General features: G+C 71.7%; 19 protein-coding genes. 15 read left to right on the top strand and 4 right to left on the bottom strand.

The features are described from left to right. The first annotated feature begins 90 nt into the window (after window positions 1-90). From AB0I59_RS08660 to rpe, 15 genes are all read left to right on the top strand, one after another. On the top strand, window positions 91-948 hold the full coding sequence (locus tag AB0I59_RS08660) for a dihydroorotate dehydrogenase electron transfer subunit (protein WP_061256686.1): 858 nt from the start codon (window positions 91-93) through the stop codon (window positions 946-948). Window positions 949-986: 38 nt separating this feature from the next. Further along, window positions 987-1,961, top strand: coding sequence for a dihydroorotate dehydrogenase (locus AB0I59_RS08655; protein ID WP_061256844.1), 975 nt, complete (start codon window positions 987-989; stop codon window positions 1,959-1,961). Then, a complete protein-coding gene (gene pyrF / locus AB0I59_RS08650; RefSeq protein WP_061256688.1) occupies window positions 1,958-2,689 on the top strand; it encodes an orotidine-5'-phosphate decarboxylase in 732 nt (243 codons plus the stop codon). Before AB0I59_RS08655 ends, pyrF begins: the two co-directional genes overlap by 4 nt. A gap of 469 nt (window positions 2,690-3,158) precedes the next feature. Then, a complete protein-coding gene (gene mihF / locus AB0I59_RS08645) occupies window positions 3,159-3,482 on the top strand; it encodes an integration host factor, actinobacterial type (protein ID WP_030450375.1) in 324 nt (107 codons plus the stop codon). Between the two features lie 123 nt (window positions 3,483-3,605). Next, window positions 3,606-4,172 carry a guanylate kinase gene (gene gmk, locus AB0I59_RS08640; RefSeq protein ID WP_061256691.1) on the top strand — a complete coding sequence of 189 codons (567 nt, stop codon included), beginning with the start codon at window positions 3,606-3,608 and terminating at the stop codon, window positions 4,170-4,172. Window positions 4,173-4,219: 47 nt separating this feature from the next. Next, entirely contained in the window at window positions 4,220-4,483 is a 264-nt protein-coding gene (rpoZ, locus tag AB0I59_RS08635) for a DNA-directed RNA polymerase subunit omega (protein WP_061256693.1), read from the top strand. Between the two features lie 65 nt (window positions 4,484-4,548). After that, entirely contained in the window at window positions 4,549-5,739 is a 1,191-nt protein-coding gene (coaBC, locus tag AB0I59_RS08630; RefSeq protein WP_358131598.1) for a bifunctional phosphopantothenoylcysteine decarboxylase/phosphopantothenate--cysteine ligase CoaBC, read from the top strand. A gap of 143 nt (window positions 5,740-5,882) precedes the next feature. After that, a complete protein-coding gene (gene metK, locus AB0I59_RS08625) occupies window positions 5,883-7,070 on the top strand; it encodes a methionine adenosyltransferase (RefSeq protein WP_061256697.1) in 1,188 nt (395 codons plus the stop codon). Between the two features lie 209 nt (window positions 7,071-7,279). After that, window positions 7,280-9,553 (top strand): primosomal protein N', encoded by a 2,274-nt coding sequence (locus tag AB0I59_RS08620; RefSeq protein WP_358131596.1) that lies wholly within the window; start codon window positions 7,280-7,282, stop codon window positions 9,551-9,553. 109 nt (window positions 9,554-9,662) lie between these two features. Next, window positions 9,663-11,342 carry a hypothetical protein gene (locus tag AB0I59_RS08615; protein ID WP_061256698.1) on the top strand — a complete coding sequence of 560 codons (1,680 nt, stop codon included), beginning with the start codon at window positions 9,663-9,665 and terminating at the stop codon, window positions 11,340-11,342. Window positions 11,343-11,465: 123 nt separating this feature from the next. Further along, complete coding sequence (locus AB0I59_RS08610; protein ID WP_061256700.1) at window positions 11,466-12,683, top strand: hypothetical protein; 1,218 nt, start codon at window positions 11,466-11,468, stop codon at window positions 12,681-12,683. A gap of 126 nt (window positions 12,684-12,809) precedes the next feature. Then, on the top strand, window positions 12,810-13,358 hold the full coding sequence (def, locus tag AB0I59_RS08605) for a peptide deformylase (RefSeq protein ID WP_061256702.1): 549 nt from the start codon (window positions 12,810-12,812) through the stop codon (window positions 13,356-13,358). After that, window positions 13,358-14,329, top strand: a complete 972-nt coding sequence (gene fmt, locus AB0I59_RS08600; RefSeq protein WP_061256704.1) for a methionyl-tRNA formyltransferase — start codon at window positions 13,358-13,360, stop codon at window positions 14,327-14,329. Before def ends, fmt begins: the two co-directional genes overlap by 1 nt. Before the next feature lie 6 nt (window positions 14,330-14,335). Beyond that, window positions 14,336-15,811 carry an RsmB/NOP family class I SAM-dependent RNA methyltransferase gene (locus AB0I59_RS08595; protein ID WP_061256847.1) on the top strand — a complete coding sequence of 492 codons (1,476 nt, stop codon included), beginning with the start codon at window positions 14,336-14,338 and terminating at the stop codon, window positions 15,809-15,811. Between the two features lie 123 nt (window positions 15,812-15,934). After that, window positions 15,935-16,603, top strand: a complete 669-nt coding sequence (rpe, locus tag AB0I59_RS08590) for a ribulose-phosphate 3-epimerase (RefSeq protein ID WP_061256706.1) — start codon at window positions 15,935-15,937, stop codon at window positions 16,601-16,603. 126 nt (window positions 16,604-16,729) lie between these two features. Here the strand turns inward: rpe and AB0I59_RS08585 are convergent, their stop codons facing one another. The 4 genes from AB0I59_RS08585 to AB0I59_RS08570 are packed head-to-tail and all read right to left on the bottom strand — an operon-like array spanning window position 16,730 to window position 21,649. After that, the gene (locus AB0I59_RS08585; protein ID WP_358131483.1) at window positions 16,730-17,758 is read right to left on the bottom strand and encodes an ABC transporter ATP-binding protein; all 1,029 of its coding nucleotides are present in this window, start codon (window positions 17,756-17,758) and stop codon (window positions 16,730-16,732) included. Next, a complete protein-coding gene (locus AB0I59_RS08580; RefSeq protein ID WP_061256710.1) occupies window positions 17,758-18,816 on the bottom strand; it encodes an ABC transporter ATP-binding protein in 1,059 nt (352 codons plus the stop codon). Before AB0I59_RS08580 ends, AB0I59_RS08585 begins: the two co-directional genes overlap by 1 nt. 10 nt (window positions 18,817-18,826) lie before the next feature. Beyond that, the gene (locus AB0I59_RS08575) at window positions 18,827-19,807 is read right to left on the bottom strand and encodes an ABC transporter permease (protein ID WP_061256712.1); all 981 of its coding nucleotides are present in this window, start codon (window positions 19,805-19,807) and stop codon (window positions 18,827-18,829) included. Between the two features lie 57 nt (window positions 19,808-19,864). Further along, window positions 19,865-21,649: an ABC transporter substrate-binding protein gene (locus AB0I59_RS08570; protein ID WP_063818785.1), complete on the bottom strand. Its 1,785-nt coding sequence runs from the start codon at window positions 21,647-21,649 to the stop codon at window positions 19,865-19,867. Between the last annotated feature and the right edge of the window lie 21 nt (window positions 21,650-21,670).

The raw sequence follows: 21,670 nt of genomic DNA, 5'->3' as shown, positions 1-21,670 counted from the left end.
CGAGCGAGGAAGGGAAGCCGACCGTCGGCATGTGGCTGAGGGACTGAGTGTCGCGGGACCGCGGGCCCGTGCCACGGCGGAGGTGAGGGAGTGGCCGGTTCCCCGGTTCAGGTGACGGGAACGGTGCTGACGACGCGGCGGGTGGAGGCCTACCACGCGCTGACCGTCGTGGCGCCCGCCGTCGCCGACCGGTTCAGGCCGGGCCACTTCGTCACGGTGGCCGTGGGCGGGCCGTACAGCTCGATGCTGACGCGCCGGGCGTTCGCGATCCATGACGTGAAGCCGGACTACGGCGGCACGGTGGAGTTCGTGTTCAGCGTGCGGGGGCCGGGCACGGCGTGGCTGGCGGACCGCAGGGCGCGGGACACGCTGGATCTGGTCGGTCCGCTGGGGCGGCCCTTCCCGCTGCCGCGTGATCCCTGTACGTGCGTGCTGGTCGGCGGCGAGTACGGCTCGGCGTCCCTTTTCGTGCTGGCGGACGTCCTGCAGCGGCGGGGTTGCCGGGTGGATTTCGTGCTGGGCGCGTCCAGCGCGGACCGGGTCTTCGGCGCGTTGCGTGCGCGCCGGATGGGCGAGACGACGACGCTGACGACCGAGGACGGTTCGCTGGGCATGCGCGGGGAGGTGACCGACGTGCTGGCGGGCGTGATCGCGGACGCGCGCGCGGACGTGGTGTACGCGTGCGGGCCGATGGCGATGCTGCGGGGCGTGACCGCCGTGTGCGTGGAGTTCGGCATCCCGGTGCAGGTGTCGGTGGAGCAGGCCATGGCGTGCGGTGTGGGCATCTGCATGACGTGCGTGGTCCCGGTGATCGCCGAGGACGGCGTGACGCGGATGGTCCGGGCCTGCACCGACGGCCCGGTGTTCCTCGGCGAGCGGGTCCGTTTCGACGACGTGGGGACGATCCCGTTCGACGCTCTGGGAGCTCCCGGGGGGCGGCATGGGTGAGCGCGGCGGTGTCCGGTGCCCGGGTGGGAGGCGGCGGCATGCCCGTTGATCTGCGCAGCTATCTGGGCCATGTGGAGTTGCCCAACCCCGTGTTCACGGCTTCCGGGTGCGGGGGCACTGGGCGCGAGCTGGCGCAGTTCTTCGACGTGACGCGGATCGGCGCGTTCGTGACCCGGTCGATCACGATGGCGCCGAGGGCGGGGCGTCCGACGCCCCGGATGGCGGAGACGCCCTCGGGCATGTTGAGCGCCGTGGGCCTTCAGGGGCCGGGCGTGGAGGTGTTCGCGGAGCGGGAGCTGCCCTGGCTCGCCGAGCGGGGCGCGCGCACGATCGTCTCCATCGGCGGCGGCAGCGTGGCGGAGTACACCGCCCTGGCGCGGCGGCTGGCCGGCGCTCCGGGGGTCACGGCCGTCGAGGTGAACCTGTCCTGTCCGAACGTCGAGGACCGGGGCCGGGTCTTCGCCCGGGACGGTTCGGCCGCCGCGGAGGTCGTGGCGTCCGTGCGGGCGGCGACGCGGTACGACGTCCCGGTGATCGCGAAGCTGGCGCCCGACGTGGCCGACGTCGTCTCGCTGGCGCGCCTGTGCGTGGACGGGGGAGCGGACGCGCTTTCCATGATCAACGCACCGCTGGGCATGAGCGTGGACGTGGACACGATGCGGCCGTCGCTCGCCGCGGGCACGGGCGGCCTCTCCGGGCCCGCGATCCGGCCGCTCGCGGTCCGCTGCGTCTGGCAGGTCCACGCGGCCCTGCCCGGCGTGCCCATCGTCGGCATGGGCGGCGTGATGACCGGCAGGGACGCCCTGGAGATGGTCCTGGCGGGCGCGTGCGCCGTCGCCGTGGGCACGGCCCTGTTCCACGACCCCTATGCCTGCCAGCGCATCCTGAGGGAGCTGGAGGAGCTCCTGCAGGCGCGTGGCTTCGACCGCCTGGCCGACGCCGTCGGGCTGGCACACCGACCCGCCGGGGCGGGACCCCGGAACCGCATCGATCTGGAGGAGAGTTCTCTGTGACCCCCGCACCCATCGCCGTCGCCCTGGACGCGCCCGATCTGGAGACCGCGGCCCGCTGGGCGAGTCTGGTGACACCCCATGTCTCGACGGTGAAGGTCGGGTTGGAACTCTACCTCCGCTATGGGCCCGACGTGATCGCCTCGGTGCGCGGGGCGAGTGGCGTGCAGGTCTTCCTGGACCTCAAGCTGCACGACATCCCCAACACCGTCGCCGGAGCCGCCCGCGCGGTGACGCGGCTCAAGCCCTCCATCCTCACCGTCCACGCGTCGGGAGGGTCCGCGATGATCCGGGCCGCGGTGGACGCGGCGGGCCCGCAGACCCAGATCGCGGCCGTGACGGTTCTCACATCGCTCTCGGAGGCCGATCTCGCCGCCATCGGCCTGGAGGGACGCCCGGACGACTCCGTACGCCGTCTGGCGGCTCTCGCCGTGGGCGCCGGAGCCCAGGCCCTCGTCTGCTCGCCCCGCGAGGTCGCCGCGGTGCGCGCCGAGGTAGGACCCGGAATCACGTTGATCACCCCGGGTGTCCGGCCCGTCGGCGCCGACACCCAGGATCAGGCAAGAGTAGCGACCCCGGAGGACGCGCTCCTTGACGGGGCCGATCTTCTGGTGATCGGTCGCCCCATCACGGGCTCGCCGGACCCGGGCGCGGCCGCGGCGACCATCGCCGCCGCGCTCCGCAAGGTGGACGTCTCCCGTTCCGCGGGCGACGCTTCGCGCGCCCGCTGAGAGGCGCTCGGCGGCGTCCGGAGGGCCGTCGCCGAGTCCTTGTGGCAAAGATCATCCCAGATTCTTCCCGAGCCCGCGCCACAACCGCCGCGAAACCCACTCCGGAGCTCTCGCGCGGGGCTCCCGATCGCGCTCGGGGGCGTGGCGAGGAGGCGGTTCCTGAGCCCTCGCGGAGCCGCTCCGGGCGGTTCGGGGCTGCTTTCCCGCCTCGATTCGAGCCGGCTCGCACCGCGCCTCCGGGACGCCTCGACGGCGCTTCGGAGGGGGGTCCGAGGGGGTTCGGAGGAGGGCCCTCTTCCGTGGCTGATGAGGCGGTTTTCATCGACACAGCGTGATTTTTCGAGTGCGGAAAGTAATAGATTCAATTTTGTGGTGAGAGAAACATGGCTTGACGTTGCCGGAGGGGGCATAGACCAGCTAGTTTCCCCTCCCGTCCGAGTACATCGACAGAAATTCGAGGTGACCCGGCGTGGCTCTTCCTCCCCTGACTCCCGAGCAGCGCGCGGCGGCACTTGAGAAGGCTGCCAAGGCTCGCAAGGAGCGTGCCGAGGTCAAGAACCGGCTCAAGCACGGCGCGGTTTCTCTGGCTGAGGTGCTGAAGGATGGGCAGACCGATGACGTCATCGGCAAGATGAAGGTCTCGGCTCTGCTGGAGTCGCTCCCTGGCGTGGGCAAGGTCCGCGCCAAGCAGCTCATGGAGCGCCTTGGTATCGCCGAGTCCCGCCGCGTGCGGGGTCTCGGTGCCAACCAGCGCGCCTCCTTGGAGCGGGAGTTCGGCGGCGCCGAGAGCTGATCTCGGCTTCGCTCGAGCAAGATTTACGGGGGATATTGAGTGACCGATACGTCCTGGCCCGGTGAGGATCGGGCCCGCCAGGCAGCCGCTTCCAGCGGGTCCGGGACACATGCCGGTGACTCCATGCCTCCGAACCGCCGCCTGACGGTCCTCTCCGGTCCGTCGGGCGTCGGGAAGTCCACGGTCGTCGCCGAGCTCCGGCGGTCGCACCCCGAGGTGTGGCTGTCGGTCTCGGTGACCACCAGGAAGCCGCGCCCGGGCGAGACCCACGGCGTGGAGTACTTCTTCGCGGACGACGCCGAGTTCGACCGCATGGTCGGCTCCGGGGAACTCCTGGAGTGGGCCGAGTTCGCCGGAAACCGGTACGGGACGCCCCGTACGCCGGTCCTCGAGCGGCTGGCCGCCGGGGTGCCGACGCTGCTGGAGATCGACCTCCAGGGCGCGCGGCAGGTGCGGGAGAGCATGCCCGAGGCGCTGCTCGTCTTCCTCGCACCGCCGAGCTGGGAGGAGCTGGAGCGGCGGCTGCGCGGCCGCGGCACCGAGCCTCCGGACGTCATCGAACGCCGCCTCGATGCCGGGCGCGTGGAGATGGCCGCCGAGAAGGAATTCGACCTCACCCTTGTCAACACGTCCGTCCAGGACGTATGCCTTCGCCTGATAGCCTTGTTGGCCGGTACCCCGGAGGTTTAGGTCCTCCGAGACGACCGGACGTCCACCTAGCTAGGGGAAGCATCAACGTGGCAAGCACCGCCGCCTACGCGGAAGGCATCACCAACCCGTCGATCGACTCTCTGCTCGACATCGTCGACAGCAAGTACAGCCTGGTCATCATGGGCGCGAAGCGGGCGCGCCAGATCAACGCCTACTACTCCCAGCTCGGCGAGGGCCTGCTGGAGTACGTCGGGCCCCTCGTGGAGACCCACGCCCAGGAGAAGCCGCTCTCCATCGCGCTGCGCGAGGTCAGCGACGGCCTGCTCACCTCCGAGCCCATCGAGGGCTGAACGGCGCTCGAGGCGCCCGCCCCGCTGGCGCGGGAGGCGCGCGGGAGGTTTCACTCGTGAGATCGGTGGTCCTTGGGGTCAGCGCGGGCATCGCGGTCTACAAGGCGTGCGAACTGCTCCGCTTGTTCACCGAGTCCGGCCATGACGTACGGGTCGTGCCGACCCGTGACGCGCTGCGCTTCGTGGGAGAGCCCACCTGGGCCGCGCTGTCGGGCAACCCGGTGACCACGGAGGTCTGGGACTCGGTCCACGAGGTGCCGCACGTCCGCATCGGGCAACACGCCGATCTCGTCGTCGTCGCGCCCGCGACCGCCGACGTGCTCGCCAGGGCCGCGCACGGCCTGGCGAACGACCTGCTCACCAACACCCTGCTGACCGCCCGCTGTCCGGTGGTCTTCGCTCCCGCGATGCACACCGAGATGTGGGAGCACCCCGCCACCCGGGCCAACGTGGCGACGCTACGCGAACGCGGTTCGATCGTCGTGGACCCGGCGGTCGGACGGCTCACCGGAGCCGACAGCGGCCCCGGACGGCTTCCCGACCCGGCCGAGATCTTCGAGGTCTGCCGCCGGGTGCTCACCGGGCGCGCTCCCGATCTCGCCGGCCGGCACGTCGTGATCTCCGCCGGCGGCACGCGCGAGGCCATCGACCCGGTCCGTTTCATCGGCAACCGTTCGTCGGGTCTTCAGGGCTACGCGCTCGCCCGTACGGCCGTCGCCCGAGGCGCCGAGGTGACGCTGGTTTCGGCCAACGTCGCGCTTCCCGACCCGGCGGGCGCCAAGGTGGTGCGGGTCGAGACGGCCGTGGATCTGCGCGAGGCCGTCGTCTCCGCCGCCGCCCACGCCGACGCCGTGGTCATGGCCGCGGCGGTCGCCGACTTCCGGCCGTCCCGGCAGAGCGGTACGAAGATCAAGAAGTCCTCGGCCGAGCCGGATCCGATCCATCTGGTGAAGAATCCGGACGTGCTGGCCGAGCTGGGTGAGATCCGCCGTGAGGGGATCGCGCCGTCCCCACGGGTCATCGTGGGCTTCGCGGCAGAGACCGACGACGTGCTCGCCAACGGCCGGGCCAAGCTGGAGCGCAAGGGCTGCGACCTGCTCGTGGTCAACCAGGTGGGGGAGAACCTCGCGTTCGGTACCCCCGACAACGCCGCCGTCGTCCTCGTGGCGGGCGGCGACCCCGTGGAGATCCCGAGGGGGCCCAAGGAGGATCTCGCCGACGTGGTCTGGGATCTGGTGGCCTCGCGACTCGCCTGACCGGCGGTTTCGCGTCCGGATCGTCTGCGGTCACGGTCACCGGATCTTCAAAAGCGGCGGGGCTTCGCGGCGCCGTACCCGGTGCGGCTACACTCAGCGAAGCATTGTAGACGTCAGCAGCCGCTGCATGAGGAGCCACTGAGTTGTCCCGTCGCCTGTTCACCTCCGAGTCGGTTACCGAAGGCCACCCGGACAAGATCGCCGACCAGATCAGTGACGCGATTCTCGACGCCATGCTCAAGGACGACCCCAAGAGTCGGGTCGCCGTCGAGACGCTGATCACCACTGGCCAGGTCCACGTCGCCGGCGAGGTGACGACGGAGACCTACGTCGACATCCCCGCCCTGATCCGGGAGAAGATCCTGGAGATCGGTTACGACGCCTCCCACAAGGGCTTCGACGGCGCCTCCTGCGGCGTGTCGGTGTCCATCGGGGCGCAGTCGCCCGACATCGCGCAGGGCGTCGACGACGCCTACGAGCACCGCGAGGGCGAGGGCGTGGACGACCTCGACCGTCAGGGCGCCGGCGACCAGGGCCTCATGTTCGGCTACGCCTGCCGCGAGACCCCCGAGCTGATGCCGCTGCCGATCACGCTCGCGCACCGGATGGCGCGCAGGCTGGCCGAGGTCCGCAAGAACGGCACCATCCCCTACCTGCGTCCCGACGGCAAGACCCAGGTCACCATCGAATACGACGGCGACCGCCCGGTCCGGCTCGACACGGTGGTCGTCTCGACCCAGCACGCCCCGGAGATCGACCTCAGGGAGATGCTGGCCCCCGACATCCGCGAGCACGTCGTCGAGCCGCTGCTCGCCGACCTCGACATCGAGGTCGAGGGCTACCGGCTGCTCGTGAACCCGACCGGCCGCTTCGAGATCGGCGGCCCGATGGGCGACGCCGGTCTCACCGGCCGGAAGATCATCGTCGACACCTACGGCGGCATGGCCCGGCACGGCGGCGGCGCCTTCTCCGGCAAGGACCCGTCGAAGGTCGACCGCTCGGCCGCCTACGCCATGCGCTGGGTCGCCAAGAACATCGTCGCGGCCGGTCTCGCCGACCGCGCCGAGGTCCAGGTGGCGTACGCGATCGGCAAGGCTCAGCCGGTTGGCGTGTTCATCGAGACCTTCGGCACCGAGAAGGTCCCGGTCGTCCAGATCCAGGAGGCCGTGCTCAAGGTGTTCGACCTGCGCCCGGCCGCCATCATCCGGGACCTCGACCTGCTGCGCCCGATCTACTCCGAGACCGCCGCGTACGGCCACTTCGGCCGTGAGGGCGTCTCCTGGGAGTCCACCGACCGCGCCGAGGCACTGCGCGACGCCGTCGGCCTCTGACACGTCCAGGCAAGCGGCACCCGTCGTCTCCGGCGGGTGCCGCTTGGCGTTCCACCGCCCGTCCCGGCCCGCGCGCCGGGTGACCTCGTCCGCCGCCTCCTCCGCCCGTGGGGCTCTCCCACCGGCCGGACGGTGGCGTCGGCCCCGTCTGGTAGGACAGGAGCGTGACCGTTCCGAGATCGCCCGAGGGCCAGGAGGCGCTGCTCGCGATGCCGGAGTCCAGGGACCGGGAGGCCGCGAGACCCCCGGTGGCCGCGAAGAAGGCGGGTCCGGCCGTGAAGAAGGCGGGTCCGGTCGCGAAGAAGGCGGGTCCGGTCGCGGGTCCGGCCAAGGGAGCTCCTGAGCCCGCCGCGCGGTCCCCCATCGCACGCGTCGCGGTGGACACACCCCTTCCCCACCTGGACCGGCCGTTCGACTATCTCGTCCCTGCCTCCATGGACGCCGACGCCGTGCCGGGCTGCCGGGTACGGGTCCGCTTCGCCGGAAAGCTCACGGACGGGTTCCTGCTCGAGCGGACCGAGCACAGCGATCACACGGGGAAGATGGTGTTCCTCGATCGGGTGATCTCGCCGGAACCCGTGCTGACGCCCGAGATCGCCGGCCTCGCCAGGGCCGTCGCCGACCGCTATGCCGGGACGATGTCCGACGTTCTCCGTCTGGCCGTACCGCCGCGCCACGCCAAGGTCGAGGCCGAGCCCGGGGCCGCCGCGGGACCTGTCGTGGGAACCGCTGTGGGCCCCGGCGCCGAGCCTGCCATGGACGCGGGGGCGTGGAGTGCCTATCCCACGGGCGCGTCCTTCCTCGCCGCCCTGGCGGAGGGCCGATCGCCCAGGGCCGTGTGGTCCGCTCTTCCCGGAACCGGCGCTGACGGGCCCTCGTGGCCGGGCGCCGTCGCGGCAGCCGTACGGGCCACCCTGGCGGGCGGGCGCGGCGTGGTCGTCGTGCTGCCGGACGGCAAGGACGTGGCGCTGGCCGACCACGCTCTCGGGGACACTCCCCATGTCGCCCTCACCGCGGATCTCGGGCCGGCGGAACGCTACCGCCGGTGGCTCAGGGTGCTGCGCGGCGAGGTGCGGGTCGTCGTGGGAACCAAGGCCGCCGCCTTCGCCCCCGTGGCCGATCTCGGCCTTGTGATCATCTGGGACGACGGCGACGATCTCCACGCCGAGCTGCACGCGCCGTACCCGCACTCTCGAGAGGTGCTGGCGCTGAGGGCTCACCGGGCCGGCGCCGCCATGCTGATCGGCGGCTACGCGCGCACGGTCGAGGCCACCCAGCTCATCGCCTCGGGGTGGGCGCGGCCGCTGGTGGCCCGGCGCGAGACGGTCAGGGCGCGTGCTCCCCGGGTACGCCCGGCGGGCGACGACGCCGAGATGGCCCGCGACGAGGCGGCGCGCGCGGCCCGCCTGCCCAGCATCGCGTGGCGGGCGCTCCGGCAGGGCCTCGACCACGGGCCCGTGCTGGTCCAGGTGCCGCGCAGGGGCTACCTGCCGGTGCTCGCCTGCCAGAACTGCCGCGCGCTCGCCCGCTGCGGCGGAGCCGCGATGACCGGCCCGCATCATGATCCGAGCCATGATCCGTACCGTGATCCGAATCATGGCCCGCGCGACGGCCGGCCGGGTCCCGGCGCCCCGGGTACGGGAGGGGGGCCGCGCGGCGATCAGCCCGATGACGGCCGGTTCGCCGGGTCCGTCTGCTCCGGGCCGCTGGCCCTGCGCTCCGGTCACGCCGCGCCGTACTGCCGCTGGTGCGGCCGGATCGCGGGCGACTGGCGCTGCGGGTCGTGCGGCGGGCGCCGGGTGCGGGCCGTGGTCACCGGGTCCCGCCGCACCGCCGAGGAGCTCGGCCGCGCCTTCCCCTCGGCCAAGGTGCGTACGTCGGGCCGGGACGGGGTCCTCGCCACCGTCGGCGCGGCGCCCGCCCTGGTCGTCGCCACGCCGGGGGCCGAACCCGTCCCGGACGGCGGATACGCGGCGGCCGTGTTGCTGGACGGCTGGGCACTGCTCGGCCGCCCCGATCTGCGGGCCGCAGAGGAGACCCTGCGCCGCTGGATGAACGCGGCGGCGCTGCTGCGGCCGGGCGCCGAGGTGGTGGTGCTGGCCGACTCCGGGCTTCCCGCCGTACAGGCGCTGCTGCGCTGGGACCCGGTCACCCACGCGGAGCGCGAGCTCGGCGATCGGGCACAGCTCGGGTTCCCTCCGGTCACCCGCATGGCCACGCTGACCGGGCCGCCGTCGGCGGTCAGGGAGATGCTCGCCTCGGTGGAGCTTCCCGCCGCCGCCCAGGTGCTGGGTCCGGTGCGGGTCGAGGGGCCGGGCGCGGGCCCGGACCGGGATGAGGAGCTGGAACGCGCCATGATCCGCGTACCCCGAACCCAGGGCGCGGCCCTGGCACGGCTCCTCAAGGGCGCGAGCGGCGTGCGCTCCGCCCGCAAGGCGGCCGACCTGGTCCGGGTGCGCGTCGATCCGCTCGACCCCATGTGACGGCCGCCCCCGGAGCGGCCGAAGGGTGCGCCGCGAGTCCCGGGCCTGCGGTTTCCCGGCCGTTCCTCGCCGATTCGCGATGCTGTCAGTAACCCGTTAGCGTCTCCTTGTGTCGATCGAATGGGTGAACCGCGCTGTCGACGGCCTGCGCGCGTGGGGGCGTGAGAAGGGCGTCGAGGTCGACGTCGACGAGGTGCGACTGCTGTGCGACTATGCCAGCGACTACCTGGAGGTGAACGAACTCGGCGATTTCCGGCCGGGAACGTTCGAGGAGCTCCTGCTGGAGATCTACCCGCGCAAGGTCATCGCGCCGCCCGAGAGCGCGGGCGAGACCGTCGCGGCCGCGCGCACCCTCGTCGAGTTCCTCGTCGACACCGGCGAGATCGCCCCCAAGACGGCGATGCGCATCCGGGCCGTGCTCGACGAGATCGAGCCCGAGATGCCCGCCGCCCTCGCCGACACGACCAAGTTCGGCATGGCCAAGAGCATCTTCAGCGCCATCAACGCCGACTCGCTCGACCTGGCCGACCCCGCCGCCGTCCAGCGCGCGGTGGAGGAGTTCGACGGCCTCGACGAGGACGCCTGCGACTGCCCCGGCTGCGCTCCCCTCCCGGCGGTGCGGCTCGCCCCGCCGTCCGAGATCGCCCGGGCCGTACGGGAGGTGCCGCTGCTCCGGGACGCCCACCTGCTGGTGGAGTGGATGGCCGAGGGCGGCAGGACCACCACGGTCAGGAAGGCGCTCAGGGTGAAGGACGCGCGCCTCGTCACGGAGGAGGCCGGCGTGGAGCGGCCCGCCCTGGCCTGGCGGCTGGCCCTCGATCTCGGCCTGGCCCGGCTGGAGGGCACCACGGTGTTCGTGGAGGAGGGGTTCATCCCTCTGGCGTCCCGTGACGAGGAGGACCTGCTCGACCTGTGGGCGGCGACCGTGGAGTTCCTCATCGAGGCTCCCGTCGACATCACCGGCAACGAGGCCGTGGACGAGTCGATCTACGCGGTCCACGACCTGCTCTACCGGCTCCAGGTGCCTGTTCCGCCGGACGGCGTCGCGGAATACCTGCGTGAGCTGGCCGCGGGAGAGCGGGTGGAAGGGCTCGACGAGGCCCTGGACAGGCTCGCCTACACGGGGACGGTGCATCACCTGGGCGGTGGCGTCGCGCTCACCTCGCACGGCCTGTGGGGCCTGCGGGAGCTCTATCTGGAGATCGGGCTTGAGCCGCCCATCGCCGCCGACCTCGCCGAGGGGGACGCGAGCGGGCTCATCTCCGGCCTCATCACCAGCGGCCTGCCCGCCGAGGTGGCCGAGGGCGACATCGAGCGATGGCTGGCCGGGCGCACGCCCGAACAGGCGGCGGCGGAACTGCTCGGCGCGGTCGCGGGCGCGCCCGCGGAGATGCGCGGCATCGCCGTCACCATCGTCGACCGGCTCTCCGCCGAGGCCGAACCCGCGGTGACGCGCTGCCTCGACGATGCCGAACTGCGTCCGCACGCCATACACTGGCTCGCGTCCCGGGGGCTGCCGGCGCCCGCGCTCACCCAGGACGAGCTGCTCTGGGTCAGCGTGGACATGCTGGCCCTCGCGCTGCCCGCGGCGCAGATCGATCCCGACGGGTTCGCGGAGAACATGGCGGTGTCCGGTCCTCCTCCGTATCTGATCGAGGACATGTGGCGGGTCGATCATCCCGACGTGGTCGAGGTGCTCGAACTGCTCGGCAACACCCTTCCCGACAAGGTCACCGCCAAGGCGGCGCGCAAGGCCGCGTTCAAGGCGCGCTCGCGGGGCATCCGCTAGAACGAGGTGGCGGCTCGCGGGTCCACGCCGTGGCGGGGTCCACGGGTGACCGGGCGCCTGTGTCCCCTGGGGACTACGCGGCACACGGCACTGGTTTCGCCCGGTGTGGAGTAAGTTGCTGTAATGGCCGACAGCGACGCGCTCACTTTCCCGCCGGTCGACCTCGCCCCCGACGAGGAGCTGGTCCAGGCCGTGCCCTTGGTGCCGCTCGTGCGCGACGCCGTACGGCTCGCGCGGTGGACCGGGGTGCGCGAGGTCACCGAGGTCGGGCTGCTGACCGAGGAGGACGCCGCGGCGGCGGTCCGCGACCTCGGCCTGGAGGCCCGATGGCTGCGCCTGCTGTGGATCGTCGCGGTGAACGGCCGCCTCATCGAGATCACTCGCGCCGGTGCCCGGCCGGGCCCGGCGGCGCGCGACCTGCTGGAGTTCTGGGACGGCGTGGTCATGGACGTGCTGGACCGGACCGACGAGGGCCTGACCGGCTCCAGCGTGATCGACGAGCATCTGACGGAGATCCTCGCGACCATCTACTCGGTGCGTTCGGGGATGCCGGTCGCCGCACTCGCCTCCGGCATCCTGCAGGCGCACGAGGTCGGCTGCGAGGCCCGGCCGGCGGAGCTGCGGCGCCTGCGGATGACGCTGCCGGCCGAGCTCGCCGACGCGCTGGCCCTGCTGGAGTACTGCGGGCTGATCGAGCCCTCCGCCGACCTCGTACGGCTGACCCGGCCGGGGGTGTGGGCGGTGCGGCGTGACCTGCTGCGGGAGGGGCATGACGCGCCCTCGCTGCACGAGGTGGCGGGGTTCGCCGAGCTGGGCGCCGCCGAGCTGATCGAGGCGATGCTGGCGGGGAAGGCGTCGTCGAGCGTCGCCACGCTGTGGCTGGAGCGGCGGATCCCCGAGGACGCCGCCCGCGAACTCATCAAGATCGCCGCGACGGGCAACGCCGCGCAGCGGGGGACCGCCGGCACGATCCTGGAGGAACTGGGCCCGGAGGCCGAGCCCGCCGTGCGCGAGGCGCTCGGCGAGCCGCTGATGTGGCGGTACGCCGCGGCCTGGCTGGGCGTCCGCGATCTGGAGGCGCCCGCGCTGAGCGAGGGGGACGGCGCGTGGGTGGCCGTGGACACGCTCGCCGCCCTGCTCTACATCGGTGCCGCCGGCGAGTCGGCCGGGGAGATCGACATGCTGGGAGAGGACCTGCTCACGCTGGTCCCCGAGATGGGCCGCGCCGACCATCCCGACGCCCTCGCCGTCCTGGAGATGCTGGGCCGGCATCACCCCGACGTGGTCATCGCCAAGGCGGCGCGCAAGACCGCCATGAAGGTCCGTTCCCGGCACGCCTGAGCGCGGTTCCGGCGCTCGCGCGGGCCCGCCACGCGTCGCGCTCGCCTTTCGGCACCAGTGCCGGAGGGCCGTAAACTGGGCTGATCCCTGGAACTTGACATGACCTGATGTGAACGGAGCCGTCTGTTGTCCATTCAGCCGATCCGCCTGTTCGGCGACCCGGTGCTGCGCACCCCGGCGGAGCCGGTGGTGGATTTCGACAAGGAGCTGCGCAGGCTCGTCAAGGACCTCACCGACACGATGATGGACGCGCCGGGCGCCGGTCTGGCCGCGCCGCAGATCGGTGTCGGGCTGCGCGTGTTCACCTACTACATCGATGACCAGCTCGGGCACCTGATCAACCCCGATCTCGACCTCTCCGCCGAGCTCGACGAGGAGGGCGAGGAGGGCTGCCTGTCCTTCCCCGGCCTGTCCTTCCCGACGCCGCGTTCGATCAGGGCCGTCGCCAAGGGCTTCAACATGCACGGCGAGCCCGTCGTGCTCGAGGGCACCGACCTGATGGCGCGCTGCTTCCAGCACGAGACCGACCACCTGGACGGCGTGCTGTTCATCGACCGTATGGACGCCAAGCAGCGCAAGATGGCGATGCGGGCGATCCGCGAGGCCGAGTGGAGCGGGCTGTCCGCCCCGGCCGTCAAGTTCTCGCCGCACGCGACGCGGGGGAGGGCCCTGTAGTGCGCCTCGTCTTCGCCGGCACCCCGGACACCGCGCTGCCCTCGCTGCGCGCGCTGCTGGACTCACCCCGGCACGAGGTGGCCGCCGTCGTCACCCGCCCGGACGCGCAGTCCGGCCGCGGGCGCAAGGTCCACCCGAGCCCCGTGGCCCAGCTCGCCGACGAGGTCGGCATCGAGGTGCTCAGGCCGGCGAAGGCCGGGGATCCCGACTTCCTCGACCGCCTGCGCGAGATCGGCCCTGACTGTTGCCCCGTCGTCGCGTACGGCGCGCTGCTGCCGCAGTCCGCGCTCGACATCCCCCCGCACGGGTGGATCAACCTGCACTTCTCCCTGCTGCCGGCCTGGCGCGGGGCGGCGCCGGTCCAGCACGCGGTGCTGCACGGCGACGAGATCACCGGCGCGGCGACGTTCCGCATCGTCAAGGAGCTCGACGCCGGGCCCGTCTTCGGTGTGGTCACCGAGCGGGTCCGTGCCGACGACACCAGCGGCGACCTGCTCGGCCGCCTCGCCGAGTCGGGCGCGGAGCTGCTCCTCGCGACCCTCGACGGCATCGAGGACGGCACCCTGGAGGCCCGCGAGCAGCCGCAGGACGGCGTCAGCCTCGCCCCGAAGATCGGCGTGGACGACGCCCGGGTGGACTGGACGGCTCCCGCCCTGCGGGTTGACCGCCTGGTCCGCGCCTGCACCCCCGCTCCCGGCGCCTGGACCGAGTTCCGCGGCCAGCGGGTCAAGCTCGGCCCGGTACGGCTCGCGCCCGCCGTGGAACCGCACAGTGCGGATCCGCATGGTGTGGAGCACGGTGTGGACCGGCTCGGCCCCGGTGAGATCAGGGCGGCCAAGAACAGCGTCCTGGTGGGTACGGCGACCCACCCGGTCGAGCTGGGCGAGGTGCAGCCCCAGGGCAAGCGCGTGATGACGGCGGCGGAGTGGGCGCGCGGCGTACGCGTCACCGATCAGGATCGGCTGGACTGAGTGACCGTGAACAGCGACAACCGCGGCCAGAACCGTCCGGGCCAGAACCGCGGCGGCCAGGAACGGGGCAACCAGAGCCGCGGCGGCCAGGAGCGCGGCGGCCAGAACCGGCCGGGCCGCGGTGGTGGGCCGCGCCGCCCGTCCAGGCCGGTCAGGGACGAGGCGCGCAACGCCGCCTACGACCTGATGCGGGCGGTGGACGAGCGCGACGCGTACGCCAACCTGCTGATGCCGACGATGCTCCGGCAGCGGAAGATCACCGGCAGGGACGCCGCGCTCGCCACCGAGTTGGCGTACGGGACACTGCGCGGGCTCGGCACCTATGACGAGATCATCGCCATGTGCAGCGACCGCGCTCCCGAGGACGTGGACCCGCCGCTGCTCGACGCGATCCGGCTCGGCGTCCACCAGCTCCTGCGGACCCGCATCCCTCCGCACGCGGCGGTGAGCGCGACGATCGACCTGGTACGGCTCCGCGTCGGCGGCGGCCCCGCCCGGTACGCCAACGCCGTGCTGCGCAAGGTCGCGACCCGGACGCTCGACGAGTGGCTGCCCATCGTCGCGCCGCCGCGTGAGGACGACCCCGTCGGCAACCTGGCGGTCACCTACAGCCATCCCGGCTGGGTCGTGGGCGCTCTGCGGGACGCCGTCGGCGGCGACTTCGACGAGACCGCCGCCCTCCTCGCCGCCGACAACGACCGGCCCAGGGTGGCTCTGGTGGCCAGGCCCGGCCGGTGCTCGCTGGACGAGCTGGTCGCCGCAGGGGCGGAACCCGCCGCGTACTCGCCGTACGGCGCCTACCTGCCCGAGGGCGACCCGGGCGCGATCGTGGCGGTGGGCGAGGCGCGGGCGGCCGTGCAGGACGAGGCCAGCCAGCTGGTCGCCCTCGCCCTCACCAGGGTTCCGCTGGACCGGGACGCGCGCTGGCTCGACATGTGCGCGGGGCCGGGCGGCAAGGCCGGGCTGCTGGACGCGGTGGCGACCCAGCGGGGGGCACACCTGCTCGGCGCCGACGTGCAGTACCACCGTGCCCGGCTGGTCTGGCGGGCCACCGCCGAGGCCAAGGTCATCGTGGCGGACGGCACCGAGCCCCCGTGGCGGCCCGGCGCCTTCGACCGGGTGATGCTGGACGCCCCCTGCACCGGCCTGGGCGCGCTGCGCCGCCGGCCCGAGGCGCGCTGGCGGCGTGACCCGCGCAGCATCCCCGAGCTCACCGCGTTGCAGCGCCGGCTGCTCGCCACCGCGCTCGACGCCGTACGGCCCGGCGGGGTGGTGGCCTACGTGACGTGCTCGCCGCATCTCGCTGAGACGCGCGCGGTGGTGGGCGACTTCACGGGGGAGGGGACCGGGCGGGCCGAACTGCTGGACGCCAGGGAGTTCCTCCCGGAGGTTCCCGGCCTCGGCGACGGCCCGTACGCCCAGTTCTGGCCGCATCGCCACGGCACCGACGCGATGTTCCTCGCTCTGCTCCGCCGCCGGTGACGCGCGCCGCTCCGCCGCCGGTGGGGTGAGCCGCGCGGGCGGCTGAGGCGGGTCCCGCCGCGGGGGTTCCCGCGGCGGCACCAGGGGCGGGACCAGGGGCGGTCCCGGCTAAACTCGGGCATCATGGCCGTACAGATCTCGCCCAGCATCCTGTCCGCAGACTTCTCCAGGCTCGCCGACGAGGCGACGCGGGTGGAGGGCATCGCCGACTGGTTGCACGTGGATGTCATGGACAACCACTTCGTGCCCAACCTCACCCTCGGCCTGCCCATCGTCGAGTCGTTGCTCAAGGCGACGTCGCTCCCGATCGACTGCCACCTCATGATCGAGAGCCCGGACCGGTGGGCGCCGTCGTACGCGGAGGCGGGTGCGGGCAGCGTGACCATCCACGCCGAGGCGGCCAAGGCGCCCGTGCGTACGCTGCGCGCCATCCGGTCGGCGGGGGCGCGCTCGGGGTTCGCGCTGAACCCGGCGACGCCGATCGACTACTACGAGGATCTGCTGCCCGAGATCGACATGCTGCTCGTGATGACGGTCGAGCCGGGCTTCGGCGGCCAGAAGTTCCTCGACGTGGTGCTGCCCAAGCTGGCCCGCGCCCGTGCGTTGATCGAGAAGCACGGCGGCGAGGTGTGGCTCCAGGTGGACGGCGGCGTCTCGGCGGAGACGATCGAGCGCTGCGCCGAGGCCGGGGCCGACGTGTTCGTGGCCGGGAGCGCGGTCTACGGGGCGCACGACGCCGCCCAGGCCGTACGCGACCTGCGGGCACTCGCCGCCGGCGCCCAGCAGTCGTAGGCCCGGCCGGCCCGGGAGGGCGCGGGCCCCGGCGGACGGCGCCCGCGCTTCGACCGCGCCGGGACCGGTCAGGCGGGAGCGTGGCCGGTCCGGTGAGGGCGAGTCGGTCAGGTGAGGGCGAGTCGGTCAGGCGAGGGCGGGGTCGAGCACCACGTCCTCGCCGTGCGTCGTGGGCGCCTCGGGGAAGTGGCACGCGGTGAGGTGGCCCTCGCGGTTGCCCGCGACCTGGATCAGCGGCGGCACCTCCTCGGCGCACCGGTCCTGGGCCTTCCAGCAGCGGGTGCGGAACCGGCAGCCGGTGGGCGGGTTGATCGGGGAGGGCACGTCGCCAGCGAGCCGGATCCGCTGGCGCGGCTCGTCGTCCACCGTGGCCTCGGGGACGGCGGACAGCAGCGCGTGCGTGTACGGGTGCCGGGGCCGCTCGTAGATCGACTCGCGGTCGCCGACCTCCACGACCTTGCCGAGGTACATCACCGCGACGCGCTGGGAGAAGTGCCGGACCACGGCGAGGTCGTGCGCGATGAACAGGAACGCGATGCCGAGGTCGCGCTGGAGCTCCTGGAGCAGGTTGACGACCTGGGCCTGGATGGACACGTCGAGCGCGGAGACCGGCTCGTCCGCGATGATCAGCTTGGGGTTCAGCGCGAGAGCCCTGGCGATGCCGATGCGCTGCCGCTGGCCGCCCGAGAACTCGTGCGGGAACCGGTTGTAGTGCTCGGGGTTGAGTCCGACGGTCTCCAGCAGCTCCCTGACCCGCTTCTCGTGGCCGCCGGGCGGGTTGATGCCGTTGATCTCCATGGGGCCGCGGATGATCGTGCCCACGGTCTGGCGGGGGTTCAGCGAGCTGTACGGGTCCTGGAAGATCATCTGGATCTCGGGCCGGATCGGCTTCAGCGCGCGGCGGGAGGCGTGGCTGATGTCCTGGCCCCGGTAGAGCACCTTGCCGAAGGTCGGCTCGTACAGGCGGGCGGCCAGCCGGCCGAGCGTCGACTTGCCGCAGCCGGACTCGCCGACCAGGCCGACCGTCTCGCCCTCGCCCACCTTGATGTCGACGCCGTCCACGGCGTGCACGTTGCCGACCTGGCGCTTGATGACGAAGCCGCCGGTCACGGGGAAGTACTTGGTGAGCCCCTTGAGCTCCAGCAGCGGTTCCATCAGCGGCCTTCCATGAGCTCGGTGTAGATCTCCTGCTTCTGCTTCAGCGTGAGGTAGCACGCGTCGGCGTGCCCGGTCTCCGGCGACAGCTCCGGCTGCTCCGTGGAGCACAGGTCGGGGCCGACCTGCTTCAGGTAGTCGCATCGCGGGTGGAACCGGCAGCCCGAGGGAGGGTTGAGCAGGCTCGGGGGCGTTCCCCGCACCGGCTTGAGCGGCACGTCGACCGACGAGCCGAGCCGCGGCGCCGAGGAGAGCAGCCCCCAGGTGTACGGGTGCCGGGGCGCGCCGAGCACCTCGCGGACGGTGCCCCGCTCCACGGCCCGGCCGGCGTACATCACCAGCACGTTGTGGGCCGCCTGGGCCACCACGCCGAGGTCGTGCGTGATCAGGATGATGGAGGTGCCCATCTGGTCCTGGAGGTCCTTGAGCAGGTCGAGGATCTGGGCCTGCACCGTCACGTCGAGCGCGGTGGTCGGCTCGTCGGCGATGACCAGGGAGGGGTCGCAGACCAGCGCCATCGCGATCATCACGCGCTGCCGCATGCCGCCGGAGAAGTGGTGCGGGTAGTCGTCCACCCGGACCCTGGCGTTGGGGATGCCGACCCGGTCGAGCATCTCGATCGCCCGGTCGCGTGCCTCGCGCTTGCTCGCGCCCTTGTGCTTGCGGTAGACCTCGCCGATCTGGCGGCCCACGGTGTGGAACGGCGACAGCGCGGTCAGCGGGTCCTGGAAGATCATGGCGATCTGGTTGCCGCGCAGCCGCTCCAGGGTCGTACGGCTCGCGCCGACCAACTCCTGGTCCTCGAACCAGATCTCGCCGCCGATCTCGGCGTGCTCGGTGTTGTGCAGTCCGAGGATCGCGAGGTTCGTCACGGACTTGCCGGAGCCGGACTCGCCGACGATGCCGAGCGTCGTGCCCTTCTCGACCTCGAAGGAGAGCCCGTCGACCGCCTTGACGGTCCCGTCCTCGGTCGAGAAGGAGACGTGCAGGTCCTGGACGGACAGGAAGGAGTCGCCCCGGCGGCCCGGGCCTGTCTCGGTGAGCGTGACGGCGGTCAAGCTGTTGCTCCTAGCTGAGGCGGACGCGCGGGTCGATGACGGCGTAGAGCGCGTCCACGATGACGTTGAGTACGACGATCGCGGCGGCGGCGAGCAGGACGGTGGCCATCAGCATGGGCAGGTCGCTGTTGTTGACCGACTGGATCGACAGGCGGCCGATGCCCTGCAGGCTGAACGTCGTCTCGGTGATGATCGCGCCGCCGATGAGGCCGGCGAGGTCGATGCCGAAGATCGTCGCGATGGGGGTGAGCGTGCCGCGCAGCGCGAACCGCAGCACCACCGTGCGCGCGGACATGCCCTTCGCCCGTGCCGTGCGGACGTAGTCCTCGCCGAGTTGCTCGACCATGGTCGAGCGCGTCATACGGGTGTAGTTGGCGGTGAAGATGATCGCCAGGACGACCCACGGCAGCATCAGGCCGTACGCCCAGCCGATGGGGTCCTCGGTGATCGGCACGTAGCGCGGCCGTTCGATGACCTGCCACTGGAAGACGAGGAAGTACATGGCGAGGGTGCCGATGAAGTAGATCTGCACCGAGGCGCCGATCAGCGACGAGATACTGGCGATCTTGTCGAGGGGCTTGCCCTGCTTCAGCGCGGCGATGATACCGGTGCCGACGCCGAAGATCAGGAAGATGATCGCCGAGCCGATGGTCAGCGAGATCGTCACAGGCAACCGGTCGACGATCGTGCTGAAGACCGGCTCCCGGTTCACGAACGAATAGCCCAGGCAGGGCGCCGGGCAGTGCCCCAGCCCTTCGTACTCACGGCCGGCGAAGATCCCGAAGAACCACTCGACGAACTGGACGAAGATCGGCTGGTCCAGGCCGAGGTTGTGCCTGGCCTGGGCGAGCGTCTCCGGCGGGCAGACCTTGCCGCAGGCCAGCCTGGCTGGGTCGCCGGGCACGGCGAAGAAGAGGAAGAACGTCACGGCGGCGACGATCAGCAGGATGAACGCCGCGCCGAGACTTCTACGAGTCAGGAAACGAAGCACTGGAGCTCCTGTGCGGTGCTCCGGGGCGCCCCGTGAGGGGCGCCCCGGAGGCGTGGCTTACTGCTTCACGAAGATGGTGTTCGGGGTGACGACCCAGCTGATCGGGTCGATCTCGGCGCCGCCGATCAGCGAGCCGTGCAGGGAGTTGGCGATGTCGTTCAGGTCGGGGACCAGCGGCGTCACCGTCTCCATGATGGTCTTGTCGAGGGCGCCCCAGGCCTTGTTGGCCTCCTCGGCGTCGCTCAGGCCCTGGATGCGCTTGATCTCCGCCTGGATGGCCGGGTCCTTCAGGTGGGAGATGTTCTGCGCGCCGTCGGTGACCGGGCCGAAGATGACCGGGAAGACCGTGGCGGCGGTGGGCCAGTCGGCGCCCCAGCCACCCCAGTAGAGGTCGAACCCGTTGTCCACCTTGGTGACCGAGTCGTACCAGGTCTTGGTGTTGAGCGGCTTGGCGACGACCTTGATGCCGGCCTTCTCCAGCGCCGTCTTGATCGCGACGGTGATGCGCTCCTGCGTCGGCGTCTGGTTGTAGGCGTAGACGATCGTCGGGTTCGGGTTGCTCGACTGGGCGAGCAGTTCCTTGGCCTTCTCGATGTCACCCTCGGGCTTGGTCTTCTTGTTGAAGAGGTCGTAGTCCTGGAAGCCCGACACGGTCGGGTTGAGGATGCTGGTCGAGATCACCGAGGAGGACGGGCCGCCCGCGATCTGCTGCGTCTGCTTCGTCGGCCACGCGTAGTTGATCGCCTGCCGGATCTTGATGTCCTTGACGCGGTCGAGGTTGAAGTAGAAGTAGCTGGTGTACGGCGACGCCTGGGTCATCAGGCGCGGCTTGAAGGTGGGGTCGGAGAGCACCTGCTGCAGCCGCTCCGGTGCGACCGACGTGTAGAAGCTGAATGTCTTCTTGTCGTCACCAGCGTCGGCGATGAACCGGTCGGTGACCTGGAGGGCCTGGAAGCCGAACTCCAGGTGCCACTTGTCCGGGTACGCGCCGCGGATTGGGTCGGTGGCCGGGTCCCAGTGCGGGTTCCGCTCCAGCTCCATCGACTTGTCCGTGACATGGTTGGCGATGATGTACGGGCCGTTGGAGAAGGGCTCCTTGTCGTACTTCTCCTTGGTGTCCTTAGCCTTGGGCACGATGCCGTACGTCGTCATCGCCAGCGCGTAGTTGGCGTCGGCGTGCGGCTCCTTGAACTTGAAGACGATCGTCTTGTCGTCGGGAGTCTCGAGGTTGTCGAGGCCCTTGCCGTCGTACGGGCCCTTGTAGGCCTTCTTGTAGTCCTCCTCCGTCAGCCACTGCTGGACGTAGGGGGCGCCCTCGGTGCTGTAGTCGGCGAAGAGCCGCTCGATGGACCACTTCACGTCGGCGGAGGTGACCGGGGTGCCGTCCTGCCACTTCACGCCGTCCTTGAGCGTGAACTTCCAGGTCTTGCCGCCGTCGGACACCTCACCGGTGTCGGTGGCGAGGTCGCCGACCAGCTTGTAGTCGTTCTTCGCGATGCGCTTGTAGCCGGTGAGCTGGCGGGCGTACAGCAGGGCGAAGTTGGACTCGACGTTGCTGTAGATGCGGCCCGGGTCGAGGTGGGCGAGGTCGTCACGGCCGATCTGGTTGATCGTGCCGCCCTTGACGACGCCCTCCGGCGCGATCGCGGGACCCTTGGAGTCGTCCGCGGTGCCGATGGTGATCTTCGGTGCCGTGTTGACGGACGGCCCGTTGGTCGAGGCGGCGCTGGGCTTGGCGTCGCCGGCGGGCGTCCCGCCGCTGCCGCCCTTGGCGCAGGCGCCGGTGAGGGCCAGGACGCCTACGGCGAGAACGGCCACTGTCGACCGCTTTCGGATGGACATATCGCTCCTAATCTGGGGGAT

The organism is Microtetraspora glauca (assembly GCF_040656155.1).
Taxonomy (GTDB): Bacteria; Actinomycetota; Actinomycetes; order Streptosporangiales; family Streptosporangiaceae; genus Microtetraspora; species Microtetraspora glauca.
The sequence above is the reverse complement of the archived record's forward strand: the minus strand, read 5'-3'. Positions and strand labels throughout refer to the sequence as shown.

Coding starts and splice junctions, on each gene's coding strand:
- AB0I59_RS08655 (WP_061256844.1), top strand. CDS start 987: ATGCCCGTTGATCTGCGCAGCTATCTGGGCCATGTGGAGTTGCCCAAC.
- gmk (WP_061256691.1), top strand. CDS start 3,606: ATGCCTCCGAACCGCCGCCTGACGGTCCTCTCCGGTCCGTCGGGCGTC.
- AB0I59_RS08620 (WP_358131596.1), top strand. CDS start 7,280: ATGCCGGAGTCCAGGGACCGGGAGGCCGCGAGACCCCCGGTGGCCGCG.
- AB0I59_RS08610 (WP_061256700.1), top strand. CDS start 11,466: ATGGCCGACAGCGACGCGCTCACTTTCCCGCCGGTCGACCTCGCCCCC.
- rpe (WP_061256706.1), top strand. CDS start 15,935: ATGGCCGTACAGATCTCGCCCAGCATCCTGTCCGCAGACTTCTCCAGG.
- AB0I59_RS08585 (WP_358131483.1), bottom strand. CDS start 17,758: ATGGAACCGCTGCTGGAGCTCAAGGGGCTCACCAAGTACTTCCCCGTG.
- AB0I59_RS08570 (WP_063818785.1), bottom strand. CDS start 21,649: ATGTCCATCCGAAAGCGGTCGACAGTGGCCGTTCTCGCCGTAGGCGTC.